Source organism: Streptomyces sp. I05A-00742 (genome assembly GCF_013055795.1).
Classification (GTDB): Bacteria; Actinomycetota; Actinomycetes; order Streptomycetales; family Streptomycetaceae; genus Streptomyces.
Window position 1 is genome coordinate 19,157 of sequence record NZ_JABETO010000034.1, and the last position, 24,211, is coordinate 43,367.

The 24,211-nt window shown below is 71.8% G+C and carries 19 protein-coding genes and 6 tRNA genes; 16 read left to right on the top strand and 9 right to left on the bottom strand.

The genetic code is table 11. The features are described 5' to 3' along the window. The first annotated feature begins 295 nt into the window (after positions 1-295). The 3 genes from HN013_RS25385 (at position 296) to HN013_RS25395 (ending at position 4,667) form a co-directional block, all read left to right on the top strand. The gene (locus HN013_RS25385; RefSeq protein WP_171170134.1) at positions 296-2,662 is read left to right on the top strand and encodes a polysaccharide lyase 8 family protein; all 2,367 of its coding nucleotides are present in this window, start codon (positions 296-298) and stop codon (positions 2,660-2,662) included. A 208-nt stretch (positions 2,663-2,870) separates the two neighbouring features. Further along, positions 2,871-4,454 (top strand): acyl-CoA carboxylase subunit beta, encoded by a 1,584-nt coding sequence (locus HN013_RS25390; protein WP_171170136.1) that lies wholly within the window; start codon positions 2,871-2,873, stop codon positions 4,452-4,454. A gap of 18 nt (positions 4,455-4,472) precedes the next feature. Next, a complete protein-coding gene (locus tag HN013_RS25395) occupies positions 4,473-4,667 on the top strand; it encodes an acyl-CoA carboxylase subunit epsilon (protein ID WP_171170138.1) in 195 nt (64 codons plus the stop codon). A 270-nt stretch (positions 4,668-4,937) separates the two neighbouring features. Here the strand turns inward: HN013_RS25395 and HN013_RS25400 are convergent, their stop codons facing one another. From HN013_RS25400 to HN013_RS25435, 8 genes are all read right to left on the bottom strand, one after another. Next, positions 4,938-5,519, bottom strand: coding sequence for an ATP/GTP-binding protein (locus HN013_RS25400; protein WP_049717346.1), 582 nt, complete (start codon positions 5,517-5,519; stop codon positions 4,938-4,940). Beyond that, positions 5,500-6,150, bottom strand: coding sequence for a DUF742 domain-containing protein (locus tag HN013_RS25405; RefSeq protein ID WP_171170139.1), 651 nt, complete (start codon positions 6,148-6,150; stop codon positions 5,500-5,502). The genes HN013_RS25400 and HN013_RS25405 overlap by 20 nt, the downstream gene beginning before the upstream one ends. An 84-nt stretch (positions 6,151-6,234) precedes the next feature. Beyond that, complete coding sequence (locus HN013_RS25410; protein ID WP_049717348.1) at positions 6,235-6,657, bottom strand: roadblock/LC7 domain-containing protein; 423 nt, start codon at positions 6,655-6,657, stop codon at positions 6,235-6,237. Between the two features lies 1 nt (position 6,658). Then, positions 6,659-9,781 (bottom strand): nitrate- and nitrite sensing domain-containing protein, encoded by a 3,123-nt coding sequence (locus tag HN013_RS25415; protein WP_171170141.1) that lies wholly within the window; start codon positions 9,779-9,781, stop codon positions 6,659-6,661. 324 nt (positions 9,782-10,105) lie between these two features. After that, positions 10,106-10,687, bottom strand: coding sequence for an ATP/GTP-binding protein (locus tag HN013_RS25420; RefSeq protein ID WP_171170143.1), 582 nt, complete (start codon positions 10,685-10,687; stop codon positions 10,106-10,108). Then, positions 10,668-11,075: a DUF742 domain-containing protein gene (locus HN013_RS25425; RefSeq protein ID WP_171170144.1), complete on the bottom strand. Its 408-nt coding sequence runs from the start codon at positions 11,073-11,075 to the stop codon at positions 10,668-10,670. The genes HN013_RS25420 and HN013_RS25425 overlap by 20 nt, the downstream gene beginning before the upstream one ends. 103 nt (positions 11,076-11,178) lie before the next feature. Continuing rightward, positions 11,179-11,592, bottom strand: coding sequence for a roadblock/LC7 domain-containing protein (locus tag HN013_RS25430; protein WP_171170192.1), 414 nt, complete (start codon positions 11,590-11,592; stop codon positions 11,179-11,181). A 9-nt stretch (positions 11,593-11,601) separates the two neighbouring features. Next, on the bottom strand, positions 11,602-15,504 hold the full coding sequence (locus HN013_RS25435) for a nitrate- and nitrite sensing domain-containing protein (protein ID WP_171170146.1): 3,903 nt from the start codon (positions 15,502-15,504) through the stop codon (positions 11,602-11,604). A gap of 481 nt (positions 15,505-15,985) precedes the next feature. On the opposite strand from HN013_RS25435, the gene HN013_RS25440 reads away from it, so the two are divergent. The 11 genes from HN013_RS25440 to HN013_RS25490 all read left to right on the top strand — a co-directional run bounded on the left by HN013_RS25440 (position 15,986) and on the right by HN013_RS25490 (position 21,073). Beyond that, positions 15,986-16,171: a hypothetical protein gene (locus HN013_RS25440; protein WP_171170148.1), complete on the top strand. Its 186-nt coding sequence runs from the start codon at positions 15,986-15,988 to the stop codon at positions 16,169-16,171. 125 nt (positions 16,172-16,296) lie between these two features. Continuing rightward, entirely contained in the window at positions 16,297-17,079 is a 783-nt protein-coding gene (locus tag HN013_RS25445; RefSeq protein WP_171170150.1) for a fumarylacetoacetate hydrolase family protein, read from the top strand. Beyond that, entirely contained in the window at positions 17,072-18,544 is a 1,473-nt protein-coding gene (gltX, locus tag HN013_RS25450) for a glutamate--tRNA ligase (RefSeq protein ID WP_171170152.1), read from the top strand. The genes HN013_RS25445 and gltX overlap by 8 nt, the downstream gene beginning before the upstream one ends. A gap of 71 nt (positions 18,545-18,615) precedes the next feature. Beyond that, a complete protein-coding gene (locus HN013_RS25455; protein ID WP_171170154.1) occupies positions 18,616-19,350 on the top strand; it encodes an HAD family hydrolase in 735 nt (244 codons plus the stop codon). Between the two features lie 89 nt (positions 19,351-19,439). Next, positions 19,440-19,511, top strand: a tRNA-Gln gene (locus HN013_RS25460). 64 nt (positions 19,512-19,575) lie between these two features. Beyond that, positions 19,576-19,648 (top strand) — tRNA-Glu (locus HN013_RS25465). Positions 19,649-19,708: 60 nt separating this feature from the next. Further along, a tRNA-Glu gene (locus HN013_RS25470) sits at positions 19,709-19,781 on the top strand. 60 nt (positions 19,782-19,841) lie between these two features. After that, positions 19,842-19,914: transfer RNA gene (locus HN013_RS25475), tRNA-Glu, on the top strand. A 13-nt stretch (positions 19,915-19,927) separates the two neighbouring features. Beyond that, positions 19,928-19,999, top strand: a tRNA-Gln gene (locus tag HN013_RS25480). Positions 20,000-20,027: 28 nt separating this feature from the next. Then, positions 20,028-20,100: transfer RNA gene (locus tag HN013_RS25485), tRNA-Glu, on the top strand. 94 nt (positions 20,101-20,194) lie between these two features. Then, on the top strand, positions 20,195-21,073 hold the full coding sequence (locus HN013_RS25490) for an MEDS domain-containing protein (RefSeq protein ID WP_171170156.1): 879 nt from the start codon (positions 20,195-20,197) through the stop codon (positions 21,071-21,073). 224 nt (positions 21,074-21,297) lie between these two features. On the opposite strand, the gene ndgR is transcribed toward HN013_RS25490, so the two are convergent. Then, complete coding sequence (gene ndgR / locus HN013_RS25495) at positions 21,298-22,026, bottom strand: IclR family transcriptional regulator NdgR (RefSeq protein WP_040889156.1); 729 nt, start codon at positions 22,024-22,026, stop codon at positions 21,298-21,300. Positions 22,027-22,122: 96 nt separating this feature from the next. Here ndgR and leuC point away from each other — a divergent pair, with 96 nt between their 5' ends. Continuing rightward, on the top strand, positions 22,123-23,544 hold the full coding sequence (gene leuC / locus HN013_RS25500) for a 3-isopropylmalate dehydratase large subunit (protein ID WP_171170158.1): 1,422 nt from the start codon (positions 22,123-22,125) through the stop codon (positions 23,542-23,544). A 52-nt stretch (positions 23,545-23,596) separates the two neighbouring features. Next, the gene (leuD, locus tag HN013_RS25505; protein ID WP_171170160.1) at positions 23,597-24,190 is read left to right on the top strand and encodes a 3-isopropylmalate dehydratase small subunit; all 594 of its coding nucleotides are present in this window, start codon (positions 23,597-23,599) and stop codon (positions 24,188-24,190) included. The last annotated feature ends 21 nt before the right edge of the window (positions 24,191-24,211 follow it).

The following is a 24,211-nucleotide window of genomic DNA, read 5'->3' on the forward strand; positions in this document are numbered from 1 at the left end:
TCTCCTCGCGGGGTCGTCGGCCGGCCGGACGGTGACCGGGCCAAGAGTCGTTGATTGTTCAAGCGATTTCACGGTAGCGCGGGATGGTTAAAGATTCAACAGAGTGGGGGTGGCTTTCCGGGAGGGATTCTTCCCGTCGCCCGCAGCCGCCAGGAAGGCTCCTTCCCGCCGGACTTGCCTCGGGCTTCCCCCGGGCCCCGGACGCGGCATTGCGTGCCCCTTCCGCCCCGTGGCACGGTGTGGCCCGCCCCGCGCAGCCCCTCCCGTCCCGTGAGGACCTCCCGTGAGGACCCCCATGCCTCCAGCCTGGACTCGCCGCGCCTTCCTCGCCACCGCCCCCGCGGGCACCCTCGCCCTCCTCGGCCCGCACCGCGCGGCGGCCGCCGCCCCCGGCGACGCGTACACCGCCCTGCGCCACCGCTGGCGCGACCTGCTCCTCGGCACCGGCTTCGACCCCGCCGCCGAGCCGTACGCCACGGTCCTGCGGCGCACCGGCGACGCCGCCCGCGCCCACCGGGCGCGGATGCGCCCCGGCCCCGGGTCGCTCTGGCCCGACGCCCCCTTCGACCCGCCCGCCGGCATCACCCTCAGCCACGCCCGCCTGCACACCATGGCCCGGGCGTACGTCCAGCCCGGCACCGGCCTCACCGGCGACCCGGCGCTCGCCGCCGACGTCCTCGCCGGACTGGACCACGTCCACCGGACCGTCTACCGCGCGGGCACCGAGCGGTACGGGAACTGGTGGGAGTGGCAGATCGGCACCCCCCGGCTCCTCCTCGACACGCTCGCCCTGCTGTACGACGAGGCCGGGGCCGCCCGGCGCGCCGAAAGCCTCGCGGCGGTCGACCACTTCGTCCCGGACGCGCTGCTCGGCCCGTACACCGGCACGAGCACCGGCGCCAACCGCGTGGACCTGTGCCGCGTCGTCGCCCTGCGCGGCCTCCTCGGCGCGGCCCCGGCGAAGCTCGCCCTCGCCCGCGACGCCCTGTCCCCGGTGTTCCCCTACGCCGAGCGCGGCGACGGGCTGTACGCGGACGGATCGTTCCTCCAGCACACCTGGGTCGCCTACACCGGCACCTACGGCTGTGTGCTGCTCGACGGCCTGGCCCGGCTCTTCGCCCTGCTCGACGGCTCGGAGTGGGAGGTCACCGACCCGAACCGGCGGATCGTCCACGACAGCGCCGACACCGCGTTCGCCCCGCTGATCCACAACGGCCTGGTGATGGACTGCGTCTCCGGCCGGGCGATCAGCCGCGGACTGACCGACGACGGGCCCCCGCAGAGCGACCGGCAGCGCGGCCACGCCCTGATCGCGGCGATCGCGCTCCTCGCGGGCAGCGGGACCGCCGCCGAACGGGCCCGCCGACACGGCATGATCAAGGGCTGGGCGGCCCGCGACCCGGGCGAACCCCTCCTCGCCGACCCGCAGTTCGACACCGGGGACCTCGCCCGGCTCGCCGCCGTCCTCGCGGGACCCGAACCGCCCGCGCCCGAGCCCGCCGGCCACCGGCTGTTCCCGGCCATGGACCGGGCCGTGCACCGGGGGCACGGCTGGGCCGCGAGCATCGCCATGGCCTCCGACCGCGTCACCCACTACGAGAACGGCAACGGGGAGAACCCGCGCGGCTGGCACACCGGCGCGGGGATGCTCTCCTGGTGGGTTCCGGGGGGCGAGGACCAGTACGGCGACGGCTACTGGCCCACCGTCGACCCGTACCGGCTCCCCGGGACCACCGTCTCCACGAAGCGGCTCGCCGACAACGAGGGCGGCGGCTGGGGCGCTCCCCGGCCGGACGCGCGCTGGGTGGGCGGGGTGACGGACGGTACGTACGCGGCCGTCGGCCAGCACCTCAAGGGGCTCGCCTCCACCCTGGAGGCACGCGTCTCCTGGTTCTGCGCGGACGACGCCGTGGTCCGCCTCGTCGCCGGCGTCACGGCCCGCGACGGCACGGAGGTGGAGACGGTCGTCGACAACCGGGGGATCACCGGCACCCCGCGGCTGACCGTCGACGGCACGGTCCAGCCGGACCCCGGCGACGGACGCTCCTGGAGCGCGGCCTTCCGCCGGGCCCGCTGGATCCACCTGGAGGGGCACGGCGGCTGGATCCTCCCCGGCGGCGGGCCGGTCCTGGCGCTGCGCGAGAGCCGCACCGGGGCCTGGCGGGACATCAACGCGAGCGGCTCCGCCCGGCCGCTCACCCGCCGCTACCTCACCCTGTGGCACCCACACGGCACCGACCCGAAGGACGCCGCCTTCGTGTACGTGCTGATGCCCGGCGCGGGCCCGGCCGCCGTCGCCGCCCGGGCGGCGGACCACGACTGGCTGACGGTCCTCGCCAACGAGCCGGACCGGCAGGCGGTTCGTCTCGGTTCGCTCGGGGTCACCGCGGCCACCTTCTGGCGCGCCGGCACTGTGGGCACCCTCAGCGTGACGGCCCCCGCCGCCGTCCTCGTCCGCCGGCGCGGCGACCGCGCCACCCTCCACCTCGCCGAGCCGCCGCGGACCGGCGGGGTGATCGACCTCACCTGGGCCCGGCCGGTGCGCCGGGTGGTGGCACACGACACGTCCGTCCAGGTGTGCGGCACGGGAGCCGCCCTGCGGCTGCGGATCCGGCCGGGGACCCGGTGCCTGCCGCACCGCTGCGAGGTGGAGACCGGCTGAGCGGCCGCCCGGACCCCGGTCAAGCGGTCCGCCCCACGGCGGAAGCCGGGTGGGCTTTGTGGAGTACTCACAGCGTGGTACGCCCTCCCGAACACGGGCAACTGATAGAGGCGCTGTGCGATTCTGTACCGCCTGCCCACGAAATCGAGCACTACCTTGTGCGGAGTCGACATGATGTTCCGGCACGGGTCCCGCGTACCGTCTATCCATGAGCAATCTCGAAGGTGCGCCCGAAGAGGCGAGTGACGTCCGTGGGCGCGTCGCCGAGCTGCACGCCATCCGCGAGCAGGTTCGGCGGGGTCCGAGCGACCGGGCTACCCAGGCACAGAAGGCCAAGGGAAAGCTGACGGCCCGCGAGCGTATCGATCTGCTGCTGGACGAGGGCTCTTTCTCCGAGGTGGAGCCGCTGCGCCGGCACCGCGCCACGGGCTTCGGCCTGGAGGCGAAGAAGCCGTACACCGACGGCGTCGTCACCGGCTGGGGCACCGTCCACGGCCGTACCGTCTTCGTCTACGCCCATGACTTCCGCATCTTCGGCGGCGCGCTGGGCGAGGCCCACGCCACCAAGATCCACAAGATCATGGACATGGCCATCGCGGCCGGCGCCCCCCTGGTGTCGCTCAACGACGGCGCCGGCGCCCGTATCCAGGAGGGCGTCTCCGCCCTCGCCGGCTACGGCGGCATCTTCCAGCGCAACACCAAGGCGTCCGGCGTCATCCCGCAGATCTCCGTCATGCTCGGCCCCTGCGCCGGCGGCGCGGCCTACTCGCCCGCCCTGACGGACTTCGTCTTCATGGTCCGCGAGACCTCGCAGATGTTCATCACCGGCCCGGACGTGGTCCGCGCGGTGACCGGCGAGGAGATCACCCAGAACGGCCTCGGCGGCGCCGACGTGCACGCCGAGACCTCCGGCGTGGCCCACTTCGCCTACGACGACGAGGAGACCTGCCTGGAGGAGGTCCGCTACCTGCTGTCCCTCCTCCCGCAGAACAACCGCGAGAACCCGCCGCGCGTCGTCTGCGAGGACCCCGTCGACCGCACCGGCGAGGCCCTGCTGGACCTCGTCCCGGCCGACGGCAACCGCCCGTACGACATGCGCAAGGTCATCGAGGAGATCGTCGACGACGGCGAGTACCTGGAGGTCCACGAGCGCTGGGCCACCAACATCATCTGCGCCCTGGCCCGGCTCGACGGCCAGGTCGTCGGCATCGTCGCCAACCAGCCGCAGTCCCTCGCCGGTGTCCTGGACATCGAGGCGTCCGAGAAGGCCGCCCGGTTCATCCAGATGTGCGATGCGTTCAACATCCCCATCGTCACCCTCCTGGACGTCCCCGGCTTCCTGCCCGGCGTCGACCAGGAGCACGGCGGCATCATCCGCCACGGCGCCAAGCTGCTCTACGCCTACTGCAACGCCACCGTGCCGCGCATCTCCGTCATCCTGCGCAAGGCCTACGGCGGCGCCTACATCGTCATGGACTCCCAGTCCATCGGCGCCGACCTCACCTACGCCTGGCCCACCAACGAGATCGCCGTCATGGGCGCCGAGGGTGCCGCCAACGTCATCTTCCGCAAGCAGATCGCCGACGCCGACGACCCCGACGCCATGCGGTCCCGCATGGTCAAGGAGTACAAGGCCGAGCTCATGCACCCCTACTACGCCGCCGAGCGCGGCCTCGTCGACGACGTCATCGACCCGGTGGAGACCCGCCAGGTCCTGATCCGTTCGCTGGCCATGCTCGCCACGAAGCACGCGGACCTGCCGTCGCGCAAGCACGGCAATCCGCCCCAGTAACCGAAGGACACAGCAGACATGACTGACACGCTCGTTCGCGTCGAGAAGGGGACCGCCGGTCCCGAGGAGCTGGCCGCCGTCACGGCCGTTCTGCTCGCCCGTGCGTCTGTGGGGTCGTCGGGGGCGGTGCCGCGGCCGCGGCGGTCTTCGGCGTCCTGGCGGCGGCTGGAGCGGTCCGCCGGTTTTACGGCGGCTCATAGCTGGCAGGGCTGACGCCCACGGGAAGGGCCCCGCACTCCGAGGAGTGCGGGGCCCTTTCGGCTTCGCCGGGAGTTGCCCCTGGCCCGCCCTTTCACCGTTTCCCGGGAGACCCGGACCCCTTGAAAGCGGCTTCGCCGCTTGTCCTCAATCGCCGGACGGGCTGACTTCAGCCCGTCCGGCGATTGAGGACAACCGCGCGCAGCGCGGTTTCAAGGGGGCGCGGGGCACCCCCCGCAGAAACGGTAAAAGGGAGGGACCGGGGCACAGCCCCGCGCAGCGGAACTACCGCAACCGCGCCATCAGCGCATGCTCCACCAGCGTGATGAGCGCACTCTTCGCCTCGTTCCGATGCCGCGCATCCGTCGTGATGATCGGCGCGTCGGGGCCGATCTGGAGCGCCTCCCGCACCTCGTCCGGCGTGTACGGCTGGTGGCCGTCGAAGCCGTTGAGGGCGATGACGAAGGGCAGGCCGCTGTTCTCGAAGTAGTCGACGGCGGGGAAGCAGTCGGCGAGACGACGGGTGTCGACCAGGACGACCGCGCCGATGGCACCGCGGACCAGGTCGTCCCACATGAACCAGAACCGGTCCTGTCCGGGCGTGCCGAACAGGTAGAGGATCAGGTCCTGGTCCAGGGTGATCCGGCCGAAGTCCATCGCCACGGTCGTCGTGGTCTTGTCCGGCGCGTGCGTGAGGTCGTCGATGCCCGCCGAGGCGGAGGTCATGACGGCTTCGGTGCGCAGCGGGTTGATCTCCGAGACCGCGCCGACGAACGTGGTCTTGCCCACGCCGAAACCACCGGCCACCACGATCTTCGCGCTGGTGGTGGAGCGGGCTGCCTCGCCGCTAGAGGTTCCGAAGTCCACTGAGCACCCTTTCGAGCAGTGTCACGTCAGGCTGGCCGCCGGCGGCCGCGTCGCCGCCGGGTTGATGAATGGCGACGAGCCCGGCCTCGGCCAAGTCGGCGACGAGGATTCGGGCGACGCCGAGCGGAATGGAGAGAAGTGCGGAGATCTCGGCGACGGACTTGATCTCGCGGCACAGGTGGCAGATGCGCTGGTGTTCCGGCAACTGCCCTTGGAGCTGGGCCGGCTGGGCCGTGGTGTGCACCAGCGCCTCGATGGCGAGCTGGTAGCGCGGCCGGGTCCGGCCGCCGGTCATGGCGTAGGGACGGACCAACGGGTTGTGCTTCCCGCCCGAGGGCGATCCCGTCCGCCGGTGCTGGGGGCCCTGCCCCGGGCGCTGGCCGCCCTGTCCCGCGCCCGGCGGTACATGGCCCGCCGGGACGTGCCCGGACGGGGCGTACCCGCCGCCCGGCACCCCGGGCCCGCCGGGCGCCGAGTGCGGCGCCGGGGGCTGCGGGGCATAGGGCGCCTGCGGGTGCTGGGCCTCCGACCGGTCCCTGGGGCTGGGTGCGGAGGGGAAGTTGAAGCGGTTCAGCGGCGGGTCCGCCTGCTGATCATTGCCATACGGGTAACCGCCTGGGGGCGTTGCCACGGCTCCTCCTCCGACTTTCCTGTCTGCTGCTGGTCGCGCCACCGCACCTTAAGGCGCGGTGGCGCGAAACGCACTGCCTCTTTGCTAGTTGAGAAGGCTCCCCTGCAGTTCGGCGCGGAGGTCGGGCGTCAGGACATTGCCCGCGCGGTCGACCAGCAGGGCCATTTCGTACCCCACGAGGCCGATGTCGCACTCCGGGTGCGCCAGTACGGCCAGTGAGGAGCCGTCCGAGATGGACATGATGAAGAGGAAGCCGCGCTCCATCTCCACCACCGTCTGGTTGACCGCGCCGCCCTCGAAGATCCGGGAGGCACCCGCGGTCAGGGAGGTCAGGCCGGAGGCCACCGCCGCCAGCTGGTCCGCGCGGTCCCGCGGAAACCCTTCGGACATGGCCAGAAGGAGTCCGTCGGCGGAGACCACGACGGTGTGGGACACCCCTGGGGTGTTCTCCACGAAACTGGTGATCAACCAGTTCAGGTTCTGCGCCGCCTGGCTCATCGGGCTCACACTAACGCTCCTGCTCGTAGGTGCCGCCGGGGCCGAAGCCCTGGTCGTGTTGCTGGTGCTGCTCGTGCGCGGTGACCGCGGGGAACTCCGAGGAGTCCGTCCCCGCGCTGCGCCCCTGCTGGACACCGCGGCGCAGGTTGGCGAGCCTGCCGCGGACGTCCTCCGGTGCACGGGAGATCTGCGGGCTGCTGCCCTGGGAGGTCTCCGCCGCCTTGCCCTCGACCAGGTTGGCCCTGGGCGTCCGGCGCGGGAGACCGGAGGGAGTCACTCCGTCGGCCTTCGGCGCCCGGAGCTGCTCGGCGCGGTGCCAGCGCTCGTCGTTGGCCGACTGCCCGGCGGACGCGCCCCCCTCGTTCCGAGGCTGCTGGGGGACCTCCTGCTGGGACTGCTCCGGTTCTCCGCCGTCCCTCGTGGCCTCCTCGCCCGTCTCCGGCTGCTGCCACTGCCGATCGCGGCGAGGCAGACCGGACCCGGTCAGCGAGGGAGGGCCGCTCGTGGCGGGGCCCGGACGGTCGAACTCTACGCGCTCCGGCTGGGCCGTGTCAGCGGACGGCTGAGATTCCGATTCCGCTCCGTAACCCGGCGCGTACTCGTGCTCGTACGGACGGGCGTCCTCGGCCGACGCACCCCACTCGCCTTGGTAGGCGGGGGCGTTGTAGTCGCCGTAGGTCTGCTGGTCCGTGAAGCCCTGTTCGTTGTAGGCGGCTTCCGTATACGGCTGCTCGCCAGGGGCCTGCGGTGCGAACGGGTTCTGCCGGGTCTCATGGGGCGAACCCTGCTGCTGCGGCGTGCTCTGCTCGTGCTGCTGCCGCTCGTAGGGCTGCTGCGGGAACGCCGGGCCGTGCTCGTCGGCCTGGCCGCCGGAGTACGCCTCCAGGGCCGCCCGCCGCTCCTCGCGCAGCCGCGAGCGGTTGAGCGGGTCCAGCACGGGGGCGCCGGCCGCGCCGGGCTCGTAGCGGGAGTCGTCGAAGCCGAGCTCCGCGGCGGTGCGGAGACCGCCCGCGCCCACGGCACCGGCCTGCTGCTCGGGGACGATCCGGGAGACGGTGAAGTCGTCGCCCGCCTGCTCGTCCTCGCCACCGCCACCATGGGTGATGGCGTCCGGGAGCATGACCAGCGATGTGGTGCCGGCCTGCTCGCCCGAGGGGCGCAGCTGGACGCGGATGCCGTGCCGCATGGCCAGCCGGCCGACCACGAAGAGACCCATCCGCTGGGAGACCGTGGCGTCCACGGTCGGCGGGTTGGCCAGCTTGTGGTTGATGTCCGCGAAGTCCTCGGGGGTGAGCCCGATGCCCTTGTCGTGGATCTCGACCATCACCCGGCCGTCGGGCAGCCGGGTCGCGGTGACGCGGACCTTGGTGTGCGGGGAGGAGAACGTGGTCGCGTTCTCCAGCAGCTCGGCGAGCAGGTGGACGAGGTCGGTCACGGCCAGGCCGTGGATCTCGGCCTCCGAGATACCGCTCAGCTCGATGCGCTCGTACGCCTCCACCTCGGAGGAGGCCGCGCGCAACACGTCCACCAGCGGGATCGGCTGGTCCCAGCGGCGGCCGGGCTCCTCGCCCGCGAGGATGAGGAGGTTCTCGCCGTTGCGGCGCATACGGGTGGCCAGGTGGTCCAGGCGGAAGAGGTTCTCCAGCTGGTCCGGGTCGGCCTCGTTGTTCTCCAGCCCGGTGATGAGCTCCAGCTGGCCCTCGATCAGGCTCTGGTTGCGGCGGGAGAGGTTGGTGAAGATCGCGTTGACGTTGCCCCGGAGCATCGCCTGCTCGGCGGCGAGCCGGACGGCCTCCCGGTGCACCTGGTCGAAGGCGCGGGCGACCTCGCCGATCTCGTCCTTGGTGTCGATCGGGATGGGCTGCACCCGGGTGTCGATCCGGCCCGGCTCGGTGCGCGAGAGCTGGTCGACCAGGGCCGGCAGCCGCTGCTCGGCGACCTCGAAGGCGGCACCGCGCAGACGGCGCATGCTGCGGCTCATCGAGCGGGCGATGCGCCCGGCGACGAAGAACGCGATCAGCAGCGCGACGATCATGATCGACGAGTTGACGATGGCGTCCTGGCGGGCGTTGGAGGCGATCTTCGAGGCCTCGTTCACCGCGTGGTCGGCCAGGTGCTGCTCGACGGCCCGGTAGGCCTCGAACTTGCCCGTGGCCGTGGTGTACCAGGACTCCTTGGTGGCACCGGCGGCCTTCAGCGGCGCACCGGTCTCGCCGGTCAGGATGGCCTGGGCCATCTTGTCCTGCTTCTCGACCTGCGCCTTCTCCTCCATCGTCTTCGCCAGGCGGTCGATGTCCTCCTTGGTGCCACCGGTCTTGTACTCGTCGGAGGCGATGTACTCGAGGAAGTTGTACGAGGCGAACGAGGTCAGCAGGTACAGCCGGTCCTGGCCGGGCATGTTCGGCTTGGCCAGCAGGTGCGTGCCCATGGAACGCTGGAGCGACTCGGCGGCCTTCGCCAGCGAGACGGCGTAGACCATGCGGCCGTACGAGGTGACGGTGCTGTTGCCGGTGCCGGTGCCGTAGCCGAGTTCGTTGGTGAACGCCATCAGCGGCCGCTGGATGGAGCCGTACGCGTCCTCGGTCTTGGCGTCCACGGACGTATAGGCGGTCTTCCGGATCTGCGGGAGCTTCGACTCTGCCTCGCGCACGGCCTTCAGCCGGCGTTCGAGGCTGGGGGTGTCCGGCATCCGCTCGACGGACTTGTCGAAGGCCGCGCGGGCGGAATCCGTCGCCTCCCGCGCCTTCTTGACGTCCTCGTCGTCCTTGTCGTGGTTCAGCAGCGGGATGACGCTGACGTCACGCTCGTCGACGACCGCGTGGGCGTAGTCGGCGGCGGCCCGTACGACGCGGGCGGTGTCCGCCGCGTCCTCGGCCTCCAGCCAGGTGTCGACCGACTTCTTGATGCCGAGGCCACCGAAGACGAGGGCGACCAGCACCGGGATCAGCAGGATCGCGTTCAGGCGGGTGGCCACCCGCCAGTTGCGGGGAGAGAACCGCCCGCCGCCGCCCGGAGGCGCGTCGGGGGTGGCCCGGGGAACGTCGGAGGTCAGCACCGCGGCCTGCGACGGCGGTGTGAAGTTGCCCCGCGCGTTTCCCGACTGCTGCGCGGTGCCCGTCTTTCTTCGCCTCACTCGTCCAACAACCTCTCGGCGTCGGCACTTGTCGTCGTGCCGTCTTTCGGCTGGGCCACGACGGCCCAGTGCGGGAAATTCCAGCACGCCGGACAGGTGCGTTCCAAACAGTGGGCAGAGCCGGCGGCCGGGGGAAAGTGCCCGACATAAAACGGGCATTAAGAGCGAGCGGCGCCAAAAGGCGGGTGAATCATGCGCGGAGCGGAACCGGGCGGATGCGGCGTGTGGTGACTTGCCTGTCGAAGGCCGGTCAATTCTCTGTCGAAACGTTATGAACCCCGGGGGCGGTCCGTGGTCCGTTCCACGGCCGCCCGCCCCCGCCGGTTACTTCAGCCGCGCCATGAGGGCGTGCTCGACGAGAGTGATGAGCGCGCTCTTGGCCTCGTTCCTGTGCCGCGCGTCGGTGGTGATGATCGGCGCGTCGGGCCCGATCTGCAGCGCCTCGCGCACCTCTTCGGGACCGTAGGGCTGCTCTCCGTTGAAGCCGTTGAGGGCGATGACGAAGGGCAGGCCGCTGTTCTCGAAGTAGTCGACGGCGGGGAAGCAGTCGGCGAGACGGCGGGTGTCGACCAGGACGACGGCACCGATGGCACCGCGGACCAGGTCGTCCCACATGAACCAGAACCGGTCCTGTCCGGGCGTGCCGAACAGATAGAGGATCAGGTCGTCGTCCAGCGTGATGCGGCCGAAGTCCATCGCCACGGTCGTGGTCGTCTTGTCCTGAACGTGGCTCAGGTCGTCGATGCCCGCCGACGCGGACGTCATCACGGCCTCGGTGCGCAGCGGGCTGATCTCCGAGACCGCGCCGACGAACGTGGTCTTCCCCACGCCGAAACCACCGGCCACCACGATCTTCGCGGAGGTCGTGGAGCGGCCGGCGTTCCCGCTAGAGCTTCCGAAGTCCACTGAGCACCCTTTCGAGCAGTGTCACATCCGGCGTTCCGCCGGTCTCGCCGCCGCCACCCGGCTGATGGATCGCCACCATGCCCGCTTCCGCCAGGTCGGCGACCAGGATCCGCGCCACGCCGAGCGGCATGTTCAGCAGCGCGGAGACCTCCGCGACCGACTTCACCTCACGGCAGAGGTGGCAGATCCGCTGGTGCTCGGGAAGCAGGTTCCCCAGCTGCGACGGATCGGCGGTCGAGCTGACCAGTGCCTCGATGGCGAGCTGGTAGCGCGGCCGGGTCCGGCCGCCCGTCATGGCGTAGGGACGGACCAGGGGCTGGTCGCCTTCACTCCCGTACGGCATGTGGTGCGAGGCGCCGTACGGGCCGGGCGAGACGGGCGGGGTCATGAATCCTCCGGGCGGGACAGCAGGAAGGCAATGATGCCGTCGAGCGGGGGCCGGTGGGAGCTTTCGGCCGTACGGTCGGACGGGATTTGCGGTGTGTGTACGGTCAGTTCAGCAGGCTTCCCTGCAGTTCGGCGCGGAGGTCGGGCGTCAGTACGGTGCCCGCGCGGTCGACCAGCAGGGCCATCTCGTAGCCCACGAGGCCGATGTCGCACTCCGGGTGCGCCAGTACGGCCAGTGAGGAGCCGTCCGAGATGGACATGATGAAGAGGAAGCCGCGCTCCATCTCCACCACCGTCTGGTTGACCGCGCCGCCCTCGAAGATGCGGGACGCGCCGGCCGTCAGGGAGGTCAGGCCAGAGGCCACCGCTGCCAGCTGGTCCGCGCGGTCCCGGGGGAACCCTTCGGACATGGCCAGCAGAAGTCCGTCGGCGGACACCACCACCGTGTGGGACACCCCCGGGGTGCTCTCCACGAAGTTGGTGATCAACCAGTTCAGATTCTGCGCCGCCTGGCTCATCGGACTCAACTAACGCTCCTGCTGGTAGGTGGGGCCAACGTTGTGGCTACCGGTGGCCGAACTGGTGCCGGCCTGACGTCCTTGCTGGATGCCCCGACGGAGGTTGGTCAGCCGGCCGCGCACGTCCTGGGGCGCACGCGAGACCTGCGGACCGGCCGGCAGGGACTGCTGCTGGGCCGTGCCCTCCACGAGGTTGGCACGGGGCACCCGGCGGGGGAGACCCGACGAGGTGGTGCCGCCCGCGGCGGGCTCGCGGACCTGCTCGGCCCGGCGCCAGCGCTCGTCGTTCGGGGACTCGCGCCAGTCCGGCAGCGGGGTCTGGGCCGTTGACAGAGGGGCTTCGGGGGCTTCAGGGGCCGTGGGGGCCGAAGGTGCCGCGGCCTCGGGGCGCAGCGTCCCGCGCGGCTCGCGCCGGGGCAGGTCGCGGGGCGCCTCCGCCGCCGGCTCCGCCGCACGGTCGCGGGCCTCCTCCTGGTCGCGGAACCAGTGCGACTCCAGCTCCTGGAAGAGCGGCGTCGTCTCCTGCCCGGCGTCCCGCTGCCCGAACCGGCCGGTCCCGCCGGGCGGAACGATCCGCCCGGCGGCGTCGCCCTCGGGCTCCGGCACGGGGGCGAGGTGCGGGAAGGCGGCGGTGTCGGCGGGGTCGCCGGCCGCCGGGACGGCGGGCAGGGCGTGCCGGCCGGTGCTGCTGCTCTCCGGCTCGGGAACGGGCGCGAGGCGCGGGAACTGCCCGGTGGTACCCGGACCGTCCGCGGCTCCGTCGGTCCGGGGGCGGGCGAACTGCCCGGTGTCGCCGGGGGCGGCGGGCAGGGCGTGGCGGCCCGTGCTGCTGCTCTCGGGCTCCGGAACGGGCGTGAGCTGCGGGAACTGGCCGGTGGCGGAGGGGTTTCCGGACCGGTCGAGGGCCGGGAAGGCCGCGGTGCTCTCCGCGCTGTCGGCGCTGTCGTGGCCGCGCGGAGTGTCCTGCGCGGCGCGCGAGGAGCCGTCCGAGGCCAGCGGCCAGTCGTCGGCCGGCGCGGCGGGCGCGGGCGAACGGTCGTTGCCCCAGCTCGGCGCCGGGCGGGCCGACGGCTCGCCCGTGGGGCGCTCGGTCCCGCCACCGCCGCGCGTGGGCAGGTCGTTGCCACCGCCGCGGGCCGGGAGGTCGTTCCCCTTGCCGCCGCGGACGGGCAGGTCCGCGGGGCCACTGCCGCGCGTCGGCAGGCCGGACGGCGCGCCGCCGCCGCGGGTGGGGAGTCCGTTCCCGTCGCCGCCGCGGGTGGGGAGTCCGTTCCCGTCGCCACCGCGGGTGGGGAGCTCGTTCCGGTCGCCGCCGCGGGTGGGCAGCCCGTTCCCGTCGCCGCCGCGGGCCGGGAGGTCGTTGCCCTTGCCGCCGCGGACGGGCAGATCGGCGGGGCCACCGCCGTCGCGCTTGGGGAGCTGCGGGCGGCGGCCGTTGCCCACGGGGGCGATCACGGCGGGCCGCTTGCCGCGCGGCGGGAGGCCCGGACGGCCGTCGGCGGCCGGGGCGCCCTTGCCGCCGGAGGGGAAGTCGCTGGGCGGCGAGGCGTCGAAGAGGCTGGGGCCGCCGGTCGGGGCACCCGCGCCCGGAGTGCTGCCCGGGACGCGCGTCGGCAGACCGCTCCCGGTCAGGCCGCCGGTGCGGGACGGAGCGGCGGGCGGGCGGGGGCCCTTGGGCGGCAGCTGCTGGCGGGTGCGGTCCGCCTGCTGCGGGGCGCCGCCGGGACCACCGGGCAGGCCGGGCATGCCCTTGCCGCCGCCGGGGGTTCCCGTACCGGGCAGACCGGGCGGCATGCCGCCACCGGGGATCCCGGGGGTGCCGGCCGGGGCGCCGGGAGCGGGCTTCTTGCCGCCCTGGGCGACGTCGACCGGGAGCATGACGAGCGCGGTGGTGCCGCCGGAGTCCGACGGACGGAGCTGGATGCGGATGCCGTGTCGCAGGGACAGACGGCCGACCACGAACAGACCCATGCGCCGGGAGACCGAGACGTCCACGGTCGGCGGGCTGGCGAGCCGCTCGTTGATCGCGGCCAGGTCCTCCTGGGACAGGCCGATGCCGGTGTCGTGGATCTCGACCAGCACACGGCCGTCCGGCAGCGCGTGGCCGGTGACCTTGACCTTGGTCTGCGGCGAGGAGAACGACGTCGCGTTCTCCAGCAGCTCGGCGAGGAGGTGCACGAGGTCGTTGACGACGCGGCCGGCGACCTCGGTCGGCGGCACACCGGTGAGTTCGATGCGCTCGTACTGCTCCACCTCGGACGCGGCGGCACGGAGCACGTCGACGAGGGGCACCGGGCGGGTCCACCGTCGGCCGGGCTCCTCACCGGCGAGAACGAGGAGGTTCTCACCGTTCCGGCGCATACGGGTCGCGAGGTGGTCGAGCTTGAAGAGCGAGGACAGCTGGTCCGGGTCGGCCTCGCGGGACTCCAGTTCGGAGATGAGCGAGAGCTGACGCTGGATGAGGCCCTGGGAACGGCGCGAGAGGTTGGTAAACATCGCGTTGACGTTGCCCCGGAGGAGGGCCTGCTCGGCGGCCAGCCGGACCGCCTCGCGGTGCACGTCGTCGAAGGCCGCGGCCACCTGGCCGATCTCGTCCCGGCTGTGCACACCGACTGACTCCACGGAGGTGTCCACGTCCTGCGGGTCGCTCTCCGAGAGCTGCTTGACCAGCTCGGGCAGGCGGTCCTGGGCGACCTTCTGCGCGGTGTCCTGGAGCCGGCGCAGCGAGCGCACCATGGACCGGGCCACGACGAAGGCGCCGACCAGCGAGATGCCGAGGACCAGGATGATCAGCGCACCGTTGAGGTAGGCCTCCTGCTGGGCGTCCTCACGGAGTTCGAGGGCCTTCTGCTGCATGTCGCTGAGCAGCGTGTCCTCGATCTTGATCATTTCCTGGATCTTGGTGCTGTCCCGGTCGTACCAGTCCTGGTAGCTGACCGTGTCGCCGCTCTTGAGGCCGTCACCCTTGATCAGCACACGCTCGGCGTAGGTGTTCGCCTGGGACATCTCGTAGTTGCCGCCGTTGAGCGACTGCAGCAGCTCCGGATCCCCGTCCCCGTGGATGTTGATGAAGCGCTTCATCGCCTGGCTCTCCTTGCCGAACACGGCCTGGCCGAAGAGGCGGTCGTTCGGGGAGAGCTCGGGCGTGGGACGGGCGAGCGCGGCGCTGATGAGCGCGCGCTGCATGGAGGCGTACTCCTTGGCGGACGAGAACGTCGCCAGGGCGCGGGTGGCGGAGATCATCTCGCTGTTGCTGGACGCCTGCGCCATGTCCTGGGAGAGCGCGAGCAGCGAGTTGACCAGGGCGTCGTAGCTGTCGATGGTCCGCGAGATGGACTCGGGGTTCCGGTACGCGTCGTTCCGGGCCTCCTTGATGGCATCCAGCTGCTTGCTGATGTCCACCAGGGTGGTGCCGACCCCGACCATGGTCTTGTCGTCCGGCTGGACCCGCTTGGTGAGGTCCTTGAACTCCTGGATCTCCCGGTCGGTCCGCTGCCGCGACGAGACGACGGCGTCGTTCTTGTCGTCCTTCTTGATCAGCGGACCGGCGGACTTGTCGCGCTCCTCCTGGAGGGCGTTGGCGAGCTGGGTCGCCGCGCTGGTCATGTCGGTCAGCAGCTTCATGTGATCGAGCTGATCGACGTTCTTCAGCGAGGTGTCGATACGCATCGCACCCAGCGTCGTCGCCGCGACGACGGGCAGGGCGAGCAGGGAGACCAGACGGGTACTGATTCGCCAGTTGCGCAGGGCTATTCGTGAGCCCGGCCCGCTGGGGCCCTTCGCCTTCGGCCGTTCGGCGGGCTCGCCGCCGTTCGGCGCGTCGGCGGGCGCGCCGGGGCCTCCGGCCGCCACCGGACCGTGCGGCTCCGGCTCCGCCGCAGCGCTGCCATCCCTCTTGAAACGTCCCTGCACTAGCGTCGCAACCTCTGGACCAGGCGTCCCTCCGGATGAACGGAGGAACGGTGTCGAGTCGTGGGGGGACCGCGATGCCCCCCTGGCGGTCCGTGGAATTCCAGCACAGTGCCGGATCCCCCAACAAGGCCGGTGCACCCGGCCGTCCATCGGTCACCGAACGTAGCCGTCACGGTAGCTCTGTGTGGACCATGGACTCCCGTCAATCCGGACGTACGGGGGCGAATGCGTCGCATCCCGCCCCTCCGCGCCCCGTGTCCCAGTCGCCATGATCAGGAGCGGAACGTCAGCTTCAGCCCCGCAATGTCCGTTTCATGACAGCGAAGATCGCGACCGTTATGCGGCATTTATCACGAGCTTCGTGAGGAAACTCACAGGTGACACCCCGCATCTCACTCTGCGGGACGGGGAAAGGCGCGCCTAGCCTGGACCTTTGCGCAGACGCGACGACCACTCAGAGACAACGCGAGGCAACCGCACAGTGAAGACCACCACCCCCGCCCGGAAGACCGCCAACCCGCGCCGCACCACGCTCGCGCACCTCGACGACGCCGCGCCGCTCTTCGCGGCCGAGCGCCCGGAGCACGCGGCCGAGCTGCCCACGGTCACCGCGAACCCGCGCCGCACGATCCTCATGACCGCCCCCGCGACGGCCGTCCGCGACTGACGGGCCGGGACCGGCCCCCGTACGGCCGGTCCACCCGGGAGCACGCTGCGCACGGGGCGCGCGGAGGCCCCGCGATAGCCTGGAGCGTCAGACTCCGGCCGGACCAGTGAGGGGCTCAGCTTCCCGTGCGCATCGCCAGATTCTCCATCGACGGCAACGTCGGCTACGGCGTGGTCGAGGGGGACGCCTCCGTGGAGGGCGGTCCCGTCCTCGACATCATCAAGGGCATCCCCTACGGCGACTTCGAACGCTCCGGAACCAAGGTCCCGCTGAGCAAGGTCCGCCTGCTCCCGCCCGTCCTGCCCAGCAAGGTCGTCGCCATCGGCCGCAACTACGCCGAGCACGCCGCGGAGCTGGGCAACGAGGTCCCCGAGGTCCCCGTCGCCTTCTTCAAGCCGTCCACCTCGGTCGTCGGCCCCGGTGACCCCATCGTGCACCCGTCCTTCAGCAGCGACCTCCACCACGAGGCCGAGCTCGCCGTCGTCATCGGCCGCATGTGCCGCGAGGTGCCGCGCGAGCGCGTCAAGGACGTCATCCTGGGCTACACCTGCGCCAACGACGTCACCGCGCGCGACGTCCAGCAGCGCGAGAAGCAGTGGGCCCGGGCCAAGGGCTTCGACTCCTCCTGCCCGCTCGGCCCCTGGATCGAGACCGAGGCCGACCCGGCCGACCTCGCGATCACCTGCACCGTCAACGGCGAACTGCGGCAGAGCGGCCGCACGGCGCAGATGCTGCGCTCCGTCGAGGAGATCGTCGTCCACATCTCCGAGGCCATGACGCTGCTCCCCGGCGACGTCATCCTCACCGGCACCCCGGCCGGGGTCGGACCCCTGCACGACGGCGACGAGGTCGCCGTCACCATCGAAGGCATCGGCACTCTCACCAACAAGGTGATCAAGCGTGGCTAACGCGAACGTCCGCGTACGTTTCTGTCCCTCGCCGACCGGCAACCCCCACGTGGGCCTGGTCCGCACCGCCCTCTTCAACTGGGCGTTCGCCCGCCACCACGGCGGCACCCTGGTCTTCCGCATCGAGGACACCGACGCGGCCCGCGACTCCGAGGAGTCGTACGAGCAGCTCCTCGGCGCGATGCGCTGGCTGGGCTTCGACTGGGACGAGGGCCCCGAGGTCGGCGGCCCCCACGCGCCCTACCGCCAGTCGCAGCGCATGGACCTCTACCGCGACGTCGCGGCCAAGCTCCTCGACGCCGGCCACGCGTACCACTGCTACTGCACCACCGAGGAGCTCGACGCGCGCCGCGAGGCCGCCCGGGCCGCCGGGAAGCCGTCCGGCTACGACGGCAAGTGCCGCGTCCTGACCGCCGAGGAGAAGGCCGCCTACGAGGCCGAGGGCCGCGCGTCGATCGTCCGCTTCCGGATGCCCGACGAGCCCATCACCTTCACCGACCTGGTCCGCGGCGAGCTCACCTTCACCCCGGAGAACGTGCCCGACTTCGGCATCGTCCGGGCCAACGGCGCGCCCCTCTACACGCTCGTCAACCCCGTCGACGACGCGCTGATGGAGATCACCCACGTGCTGCGCGGCGAGGACCTGCTGTCCTCCACCCCGCGCCAGATCGCCCTCTACAAGGCGCTGATCGAGCTGGGCGTCGCCAAGGCCGTCCCGGAGTTCGGCCACCTGCCGTACGTCATGGGCGAGGGCAACAAGAAGCTCTCCAAGCGCGACCCGCAGTCCTCCCTCAACCTCTACCGGGAGCGCGGCTTCCTGCCCGAGGGCCTGCTCAACTACCTCTCCCTGCTCGGCTGGTCGCTCTCGGCCGACCAGGACATCTTCTCGATGGACGAGATGGTCGCGGCCTTCGACATCAAGGACGTCAACGCCAACCCGGCCCGCTTCGACCTCAAGAAGGCCGAGGCGATCAACGCCGACCACATCCGCCGGCTGGACGTCAAGGACTTCGTCGCGGCCTGCGAGCCCTGGCTGCGCGCCCCGCACGCCCCCTGGGCGCCCGAGGCGTTCGACGCCGCCGCCTTCGCGGAGCTGGCCCCGCTGGCCCAGACCCGCCTCACGGTCCTCTCCGACATCACGGCCAACGTCGACTTCCTCTTCCTCGACCGGCCGGTGGAGGACGAGGCGTCCTGGACCAAGGCCATGAAGGAGGGCTCCGACGCCCTGCTCCGCACCGCCCGCGAGAAGCTGGCCGCCGCCGACTGGAACGCCGAGGCCCTCAAGGCCGCCGTCGTCGCCGCCGGCGAGGAGCACGGACTGAAGCTCGGCAAGGCCCAGGCCCCCGTCCGGGTGGCCGTCACCGGCCGCACGGTCGGCCTCCCGCTCTTCGAGTCCCTGGAGGTCCTCGGCCGGGAGCGCACGCTGGAGCGCGTCGACGCCGCGCTGGCGAGGCTCGCCGCGTAGCACCCGCCCGCCCACGGGCCCGGAAGCCACCCGGCTTCCGGGCCCCGCGCGTTCCCGGTACCGTCGGGGGCGTGCCGATCCGCGCCGTCCTCTGGGACATCGACGACACGCTCTTCGACTACACCGGCTCCGACCGGGCCGGCGTACGGCGCCACCTGGAGGCCGAGGGGCTGACGGACCGGTACGGCCCACCTGACCAGGCCTTCGGGCTCTGGCGCGAGATCTGGCGGGAGCAGTTCGCCCGCTTCCGCGCCGGGGAGATCGACTTCCGGGAGCACCGCAGGGAGCGGGTCCGGGTCTTCCTGGACGCCCCGCTGCTCACCGCCGCCGAGGCCGACGCCTGGTTCGGCCGGTACACGCGCCACTACGAGGCGGCGTGGACGCTGTTCCCGGACGCCCGGCCCGCCCTCGACACCGTCGCACCGCACTTCCGGCAGGCGGTGCTCTCCAACGCCGCCGCCGTCGCCCAGCGGCGCAAGCTGACCACGCTGGGCGTGCGCGGGCACTTCGAGCACCTGCTGTGCGCGGACGAGCTGGGCTGCGCCAAGCCCGAGCCCGAGGCGTTCCTGGCCGCCTGCGCGGCGCTCGGACTGCCCCCGGCCGAGGTGCTCTACGTCGGCGACGAGCTGGAGACCGACGCCGTGGGAGCGTGCGAGGCGGGGCTCCTGGGCGTATGGCTGGACCGTACGGGCACGGAGCCGCCGGCCGCCCTGCCCGACGGTGTGCGGCGGATCCGGGGCCTGCATGAGCTGCCGGGGCTGCTGGACCCCGTTATCGATTTTGGTGCCCCGTCCACCTTCGGGTAATGTTCTTCCTGCGCCGCCCGAGAGGGCCGAGAGGCCGGAGCGGGAGGCGCGAGCCCGAGCAAGACCCCTTCGCGGGGGTCGAGTTCTGGTGGGGTATGGTGTAATTGGCAGCACGAGTGATTCTGGTTCACTTAGTCTAGGTTCGAGTCCTGGTACCCCAGCAAGAGAATTAACGGAATTCCTTCGAATTGCCTTATGATTTCTCTTGGAAAAACGCAGTGACTAGCCCCCGTTGTGTAGCGGCCTAGCACGCCGCCCTCTCAAGGCGGTAGCGCCGGTTCGAATCCGGTCGGGGGTACTGATCCTGAATCCGTCACCATCCGGGAAAGCCCGGAGGCGATGTCGAAGGATCGCTAGGGCCCCCGTTGTGTAGCGGCCTAGCACGCCGCCCTCTCAAGGCGGTAGCGCCGGTTCGAATCCGGTCGGGGGTACTGATCCTGAATCCGTCACCATCCGGGAAAGCCCGGAGGCGATGTCGAAGGATCGCTAGGGCCCCCGTTGTGTAGCGGCCTAGCACGCCGCCCTCTCAAGGCGGTAGCGCCGGTTCGAATCCGGTCGGGGGTACTGGTTGACACCATGGGCTATGGTGTAATTGGCAGCACGAGTGATTCTGGTTCATTTAGTCTAGGTTCGAGTCCTGGTAGCCCAGCGCATGACTTCCGAGTCTGCAAATGCAAGCCCCCGTTGTGTAGCGGCCTAGCACGCCGCCCTCTCAAGGCGGTAGCGCCGGTTCGAATCCGGTCGGGGGTACATATGAGGAAATGCCCTCCGCATTGGCGGGGGGCATTTCTTGTTCCGCCGCGCGCCCTTCTCGGGCCGGGGTGCCGTCGCCATAATTCCCCGCATGGTCCCTCCTCGTGGCGCACTCCGCCGGGTGCATGTCGGTGATCTCCGGCCCGGTGACCATGTCTGCCTGCTCTTCGCGTCCGAGGAGGAGCGGACCTCGGTCCTGCGCGACTTCGTCCGCTGCGGCCTGGACGCCCGGGACAAGATCCTCTACCTGGCCGGCCGCCGGGACCCCCGCGACCCCGCCGGCCCGCTGGACCGGTGCCGCCTGCCGCTCCCGCGCGACGGCGGCGTGGAGGTGGTGGCCCTGACCGAATTCCTCACCGGCACCGGGGCATTGGAGCCCGCCGCCCTGCTGGGCCACTTACGCGGCGCCGCGGCCCGCTCGCGCGCCGAGGGGTTCCGTGCGCTGCGGGTCGCGGGAGAGCTGTGTGCCGCCCTGCGCGACGAGGGGGACGTGCACCGGCTGCTGCGGTACGAGACCCTGCTGGGCGAGGAGTTCGGCTCCGGCCAGGCGCTCACCGTCTGCCAGTACGACGTCCGGCGCTGCGGCCCCGGTGCCCTGGACGCCTTCGCGTCCGTCCACTCCCGCAGCGTCGAGGCCGATCCCCTGGTCAGGGCCGCCGAGCTGGTCGTCGCCCGCACCTACCGCCCGCAGGGGCTCCGCCTGGAGGGCGTGGTCGACGTCTGCTCGCACCGGCAGCTGCGGGATGCTCTGCGCTCGGTGGCCGCTGTGCGGGCGGACGTCCTCCTGGAGATGTCCGGCGTCGAGTTCCTCGACCTCGGTGGCCTCCGGCTGCTCATGGGGTTCGCCCGGGCCCGCGCGGCTCGGCATCGCGCCGTCGAACTGGCCGGGCTCGCGCCACACCTGTCGCAGGTCATCACGCTCATCGGGTGGGACCGGACGCCTGGCCTGCGGCTGGCGGGGGCGGGGTAGGGGTGCCCCGGTCCCGCCCTTTCACCGTTTCCGCGGGGGCAAGCCCCCGCACCCCCAGAAGCGCGCTGCGCGCTCCCCCAGAGGGGGTACCCCCAGTCCTCAAACGCCGGACGGGCTATTCAGCCCGTCCGGCGTTTGAGGACAAGCACCGAAGGTGCTTTCACGGGGGATGCGGGCCCTCCCGCGGAAACGGTGAAAGGGCGGGACCGGGGCACCCACCGGCGTCAGCCGTTCCGCCGTAGCGCCTCCGTCAGCCGAACCGCCGCATCCAGCACCGCCTGCGCATGCATCCGCCCAGGATGCCGAGTGAGCCGCTCGATCGGCCCGGACACCGACACCGCCGCCACCACCCGGTTGGACGGCCCGCGCACGGGCGCCGACACCGAGGCGACGCCCGGCTCGCGCTCGCCGATCGACTGGGCCCAGCCGCGGCGCCGCACGCCGGAGAGGGCCGTCGCGGTGAAGCGCGCGCCCTGGAGGCCGCGGTGCAGCCGCTCCGGCTCCTCCCAGGCCATGAGGACCTGGGCGGCGGATCCGGCCTTCATGGGCAGGGTGGAGCCGACGGGCACGGTGTCCCGCAGTCCGGACAGCCGTTCCGCGGCGGCCACGCAGATGCGCATGTCGCCCTGGCGGCGATAGAGCTGGGCGCTCTCGCCCGTGACGTCCCGCAGGTGCGTGAGCACCGGGCCCGCCGTGGCGAGCAGCCGGTCCTCGCCCGCCGCCGCCGCGAGCTCGCTCAGCCGGGGGCCGAGGATGAAGCGGCCCTGCATGTCGCGCGCCACCATCCGGTGGTGCTCCAGGGCCACCGCGAGCCGGTGCGCGGTCGGGCGCGCCAGCCCGGTGGCCGTGACCAGCCCGGCGAGCGTCGCCGGGCCGGACTCCAGGGCGCTCAGTACCAGAGCCGCCTTGTCGAGAACGCCCACTCCGCTAGAGGCGCCGCCAGAATTGTCCATGCAACGATACTCGCGTCTCACACTATGAAACGCAAGTTCACGTTTTCCCGGGAGGCGCCAACCTGTACTCACGGCACCCGAACCGGAGGGACAGCGATGGGACGAACACTGGCGGAGAAGGTCTGGGACGACCACGTCGTCGTGCGCGCCGAGGGCGAGCCCGACCTCCTCTACATCGACCTGCACCTGCTGCACGAGGTCACCAGCCCGCAGGCGTTCGACGGCCTCCGCCAGGCCGGGCGCCCGGTGCGCAGGACCGACCTGACCATCGCCACCGAGGACCACAACACCCCCACCCTCGACATCGACAAACCCATCGCGGACCCCGTCTCCCGGGTCCAGCTGGAGACCCTCCGCCGCAACTGCGCGGAGTTCGGGGTCAGGCTCCATCCGCTCGGGGACGTGGACCAGGGCGTCGTCCACGTGGTGGGACCGCAGCTGGGACTGACCCAGCCCGGCACCACCGTCGTCTGCGGCGACAGCCACACCTCCACCCATGGCGCGTTCGGCGCGCTCGCCTTCGGCATCGGCACCAGCCAGGTCGAGCACGTCCTGGCCACCCAGACGCTGCCGATGGCGCCCTTCAGGACCATGGCCGTCACGGTCGAGGGCGAACTGCCCGAGGGCGTCACCGCCAAGGACCTGATCCTGGCCGTCATCGCGGAGATCGGCACCGGCGGCGGGCAGGGGCACGTCATCGAGTACCGCGGGTCCGCCGTCGAGAAGCTCTCGATGGAGGCCCGGATGACCGTCTGCAACATGTCCATCGAGGCGGGCGCCCGGGCCGGCATGATCGCCCCGGACGAGACCACCTTCGCCTACCTCAAGGACCGGCCGCACGCCCCCCGGGGCGCCGACTGGGACGCCGCCGTCGCCCACTGGCGCACCCTGCGCACCGACGACGACGCCGTCTTCGACCGCGAGGTCGTCATCGACGCCTCCACGCTGTCCCCGTTCGTCACCTGGGGCACCAATCCGGGGCAGGGCGCCCCCCTGTCGGCGGCGGTCCCCGACCCCGCTTCGTACGAGGACGCATCGGAGCGCTCGGCCGCCGAACGTGCCCTGGAGTACATGGGGTTGACGGCAGGTCAGGCGCTCCGCGACATCTCGGTGGACACCGTTTTCGTGGGCTCCTGCACCAACGGCCGGATCGAGGACCTGCGCGCCGCCGCGGACGTCCTGCGCGGCCGCGCGGTCGCCGACGGGGTGCGGATGCTGGTCGTCCCGGGGTCCGTCCGGGTGGCGCTGCAGGCCGTCGAGGAGGGGCTCGACACGGTGTTCACCGCGGCGGGGGCCGAATGGCGGCACGCGGGCTGCTCGATGTGCCTGGGGATGAACCCCGACCAACTGGCGCCGGGCGAGCGGTCGGCATCCACCTCCAACCGCAACTTCGAGGGCAGGCAGGGGAAGGGCGGCCGGACGCATCTGGTCTCGCCCCAGGTCGCCGCCGCCACCGCGGTGCTCGGCCGGCTGGCCTCCCCGGCCGACCTCCCGACCGGCCCCGTTCTGGTCGCCTGACGGCGCAGGGCACCCTACCCCAGCACTCCACCCAGCGAGGGAAGAGCAGCAGATGGAAGCTTTCACCGCACACACCGGCCGGGCCGTCCCGCTGCGCCGCAGCAACGTGGACACCGACCAGATCATCCCGGCGCACTGGCTGAAGAAGGTCACCCGCGACGGTTTCGAGGACGGGCTCTTCGAGGCGTGGCGCAAGGATCCGGGGTTCGTTCTCAACCGGCCCGAGCGCGCGGGCGCCTCGGTCCTGGTCGCCGGACCCGACTTCGGCACCGGCTCCTCCCGCGAGCACGCGGTCTGGGCGCTCCAGAACTTCGGCTTCAAGGCCGTCGTCTCCTCCCGTTTCGCGGACATCTTCCGTGGGAACTCGCTCAAGAACGGTCTGCTGACGGTCGTCCTGCCCCAGGAGACCGTCGAGCGGCTGTGGGAGCTGACGGAGGCGGACCCGTCGGCGGAGGTGACCGTGGACCTCGTCGGCCGTCAGGTCCGGGCCGAGGGCATCACGGCTGATTTCACCCTTGACGACGACGCCCGGCGACGGTTGCTGGAGGGGCTGGACGACATCGCGCTGACCCTCCGGCACGACGCCGCCATCGCCGCCTTCGAGGCCCGCCGGCCGTCCCACAAGCCGTCCACGGCCCTGGTCTGAGGCGGGTTTTCACGCCCGTTC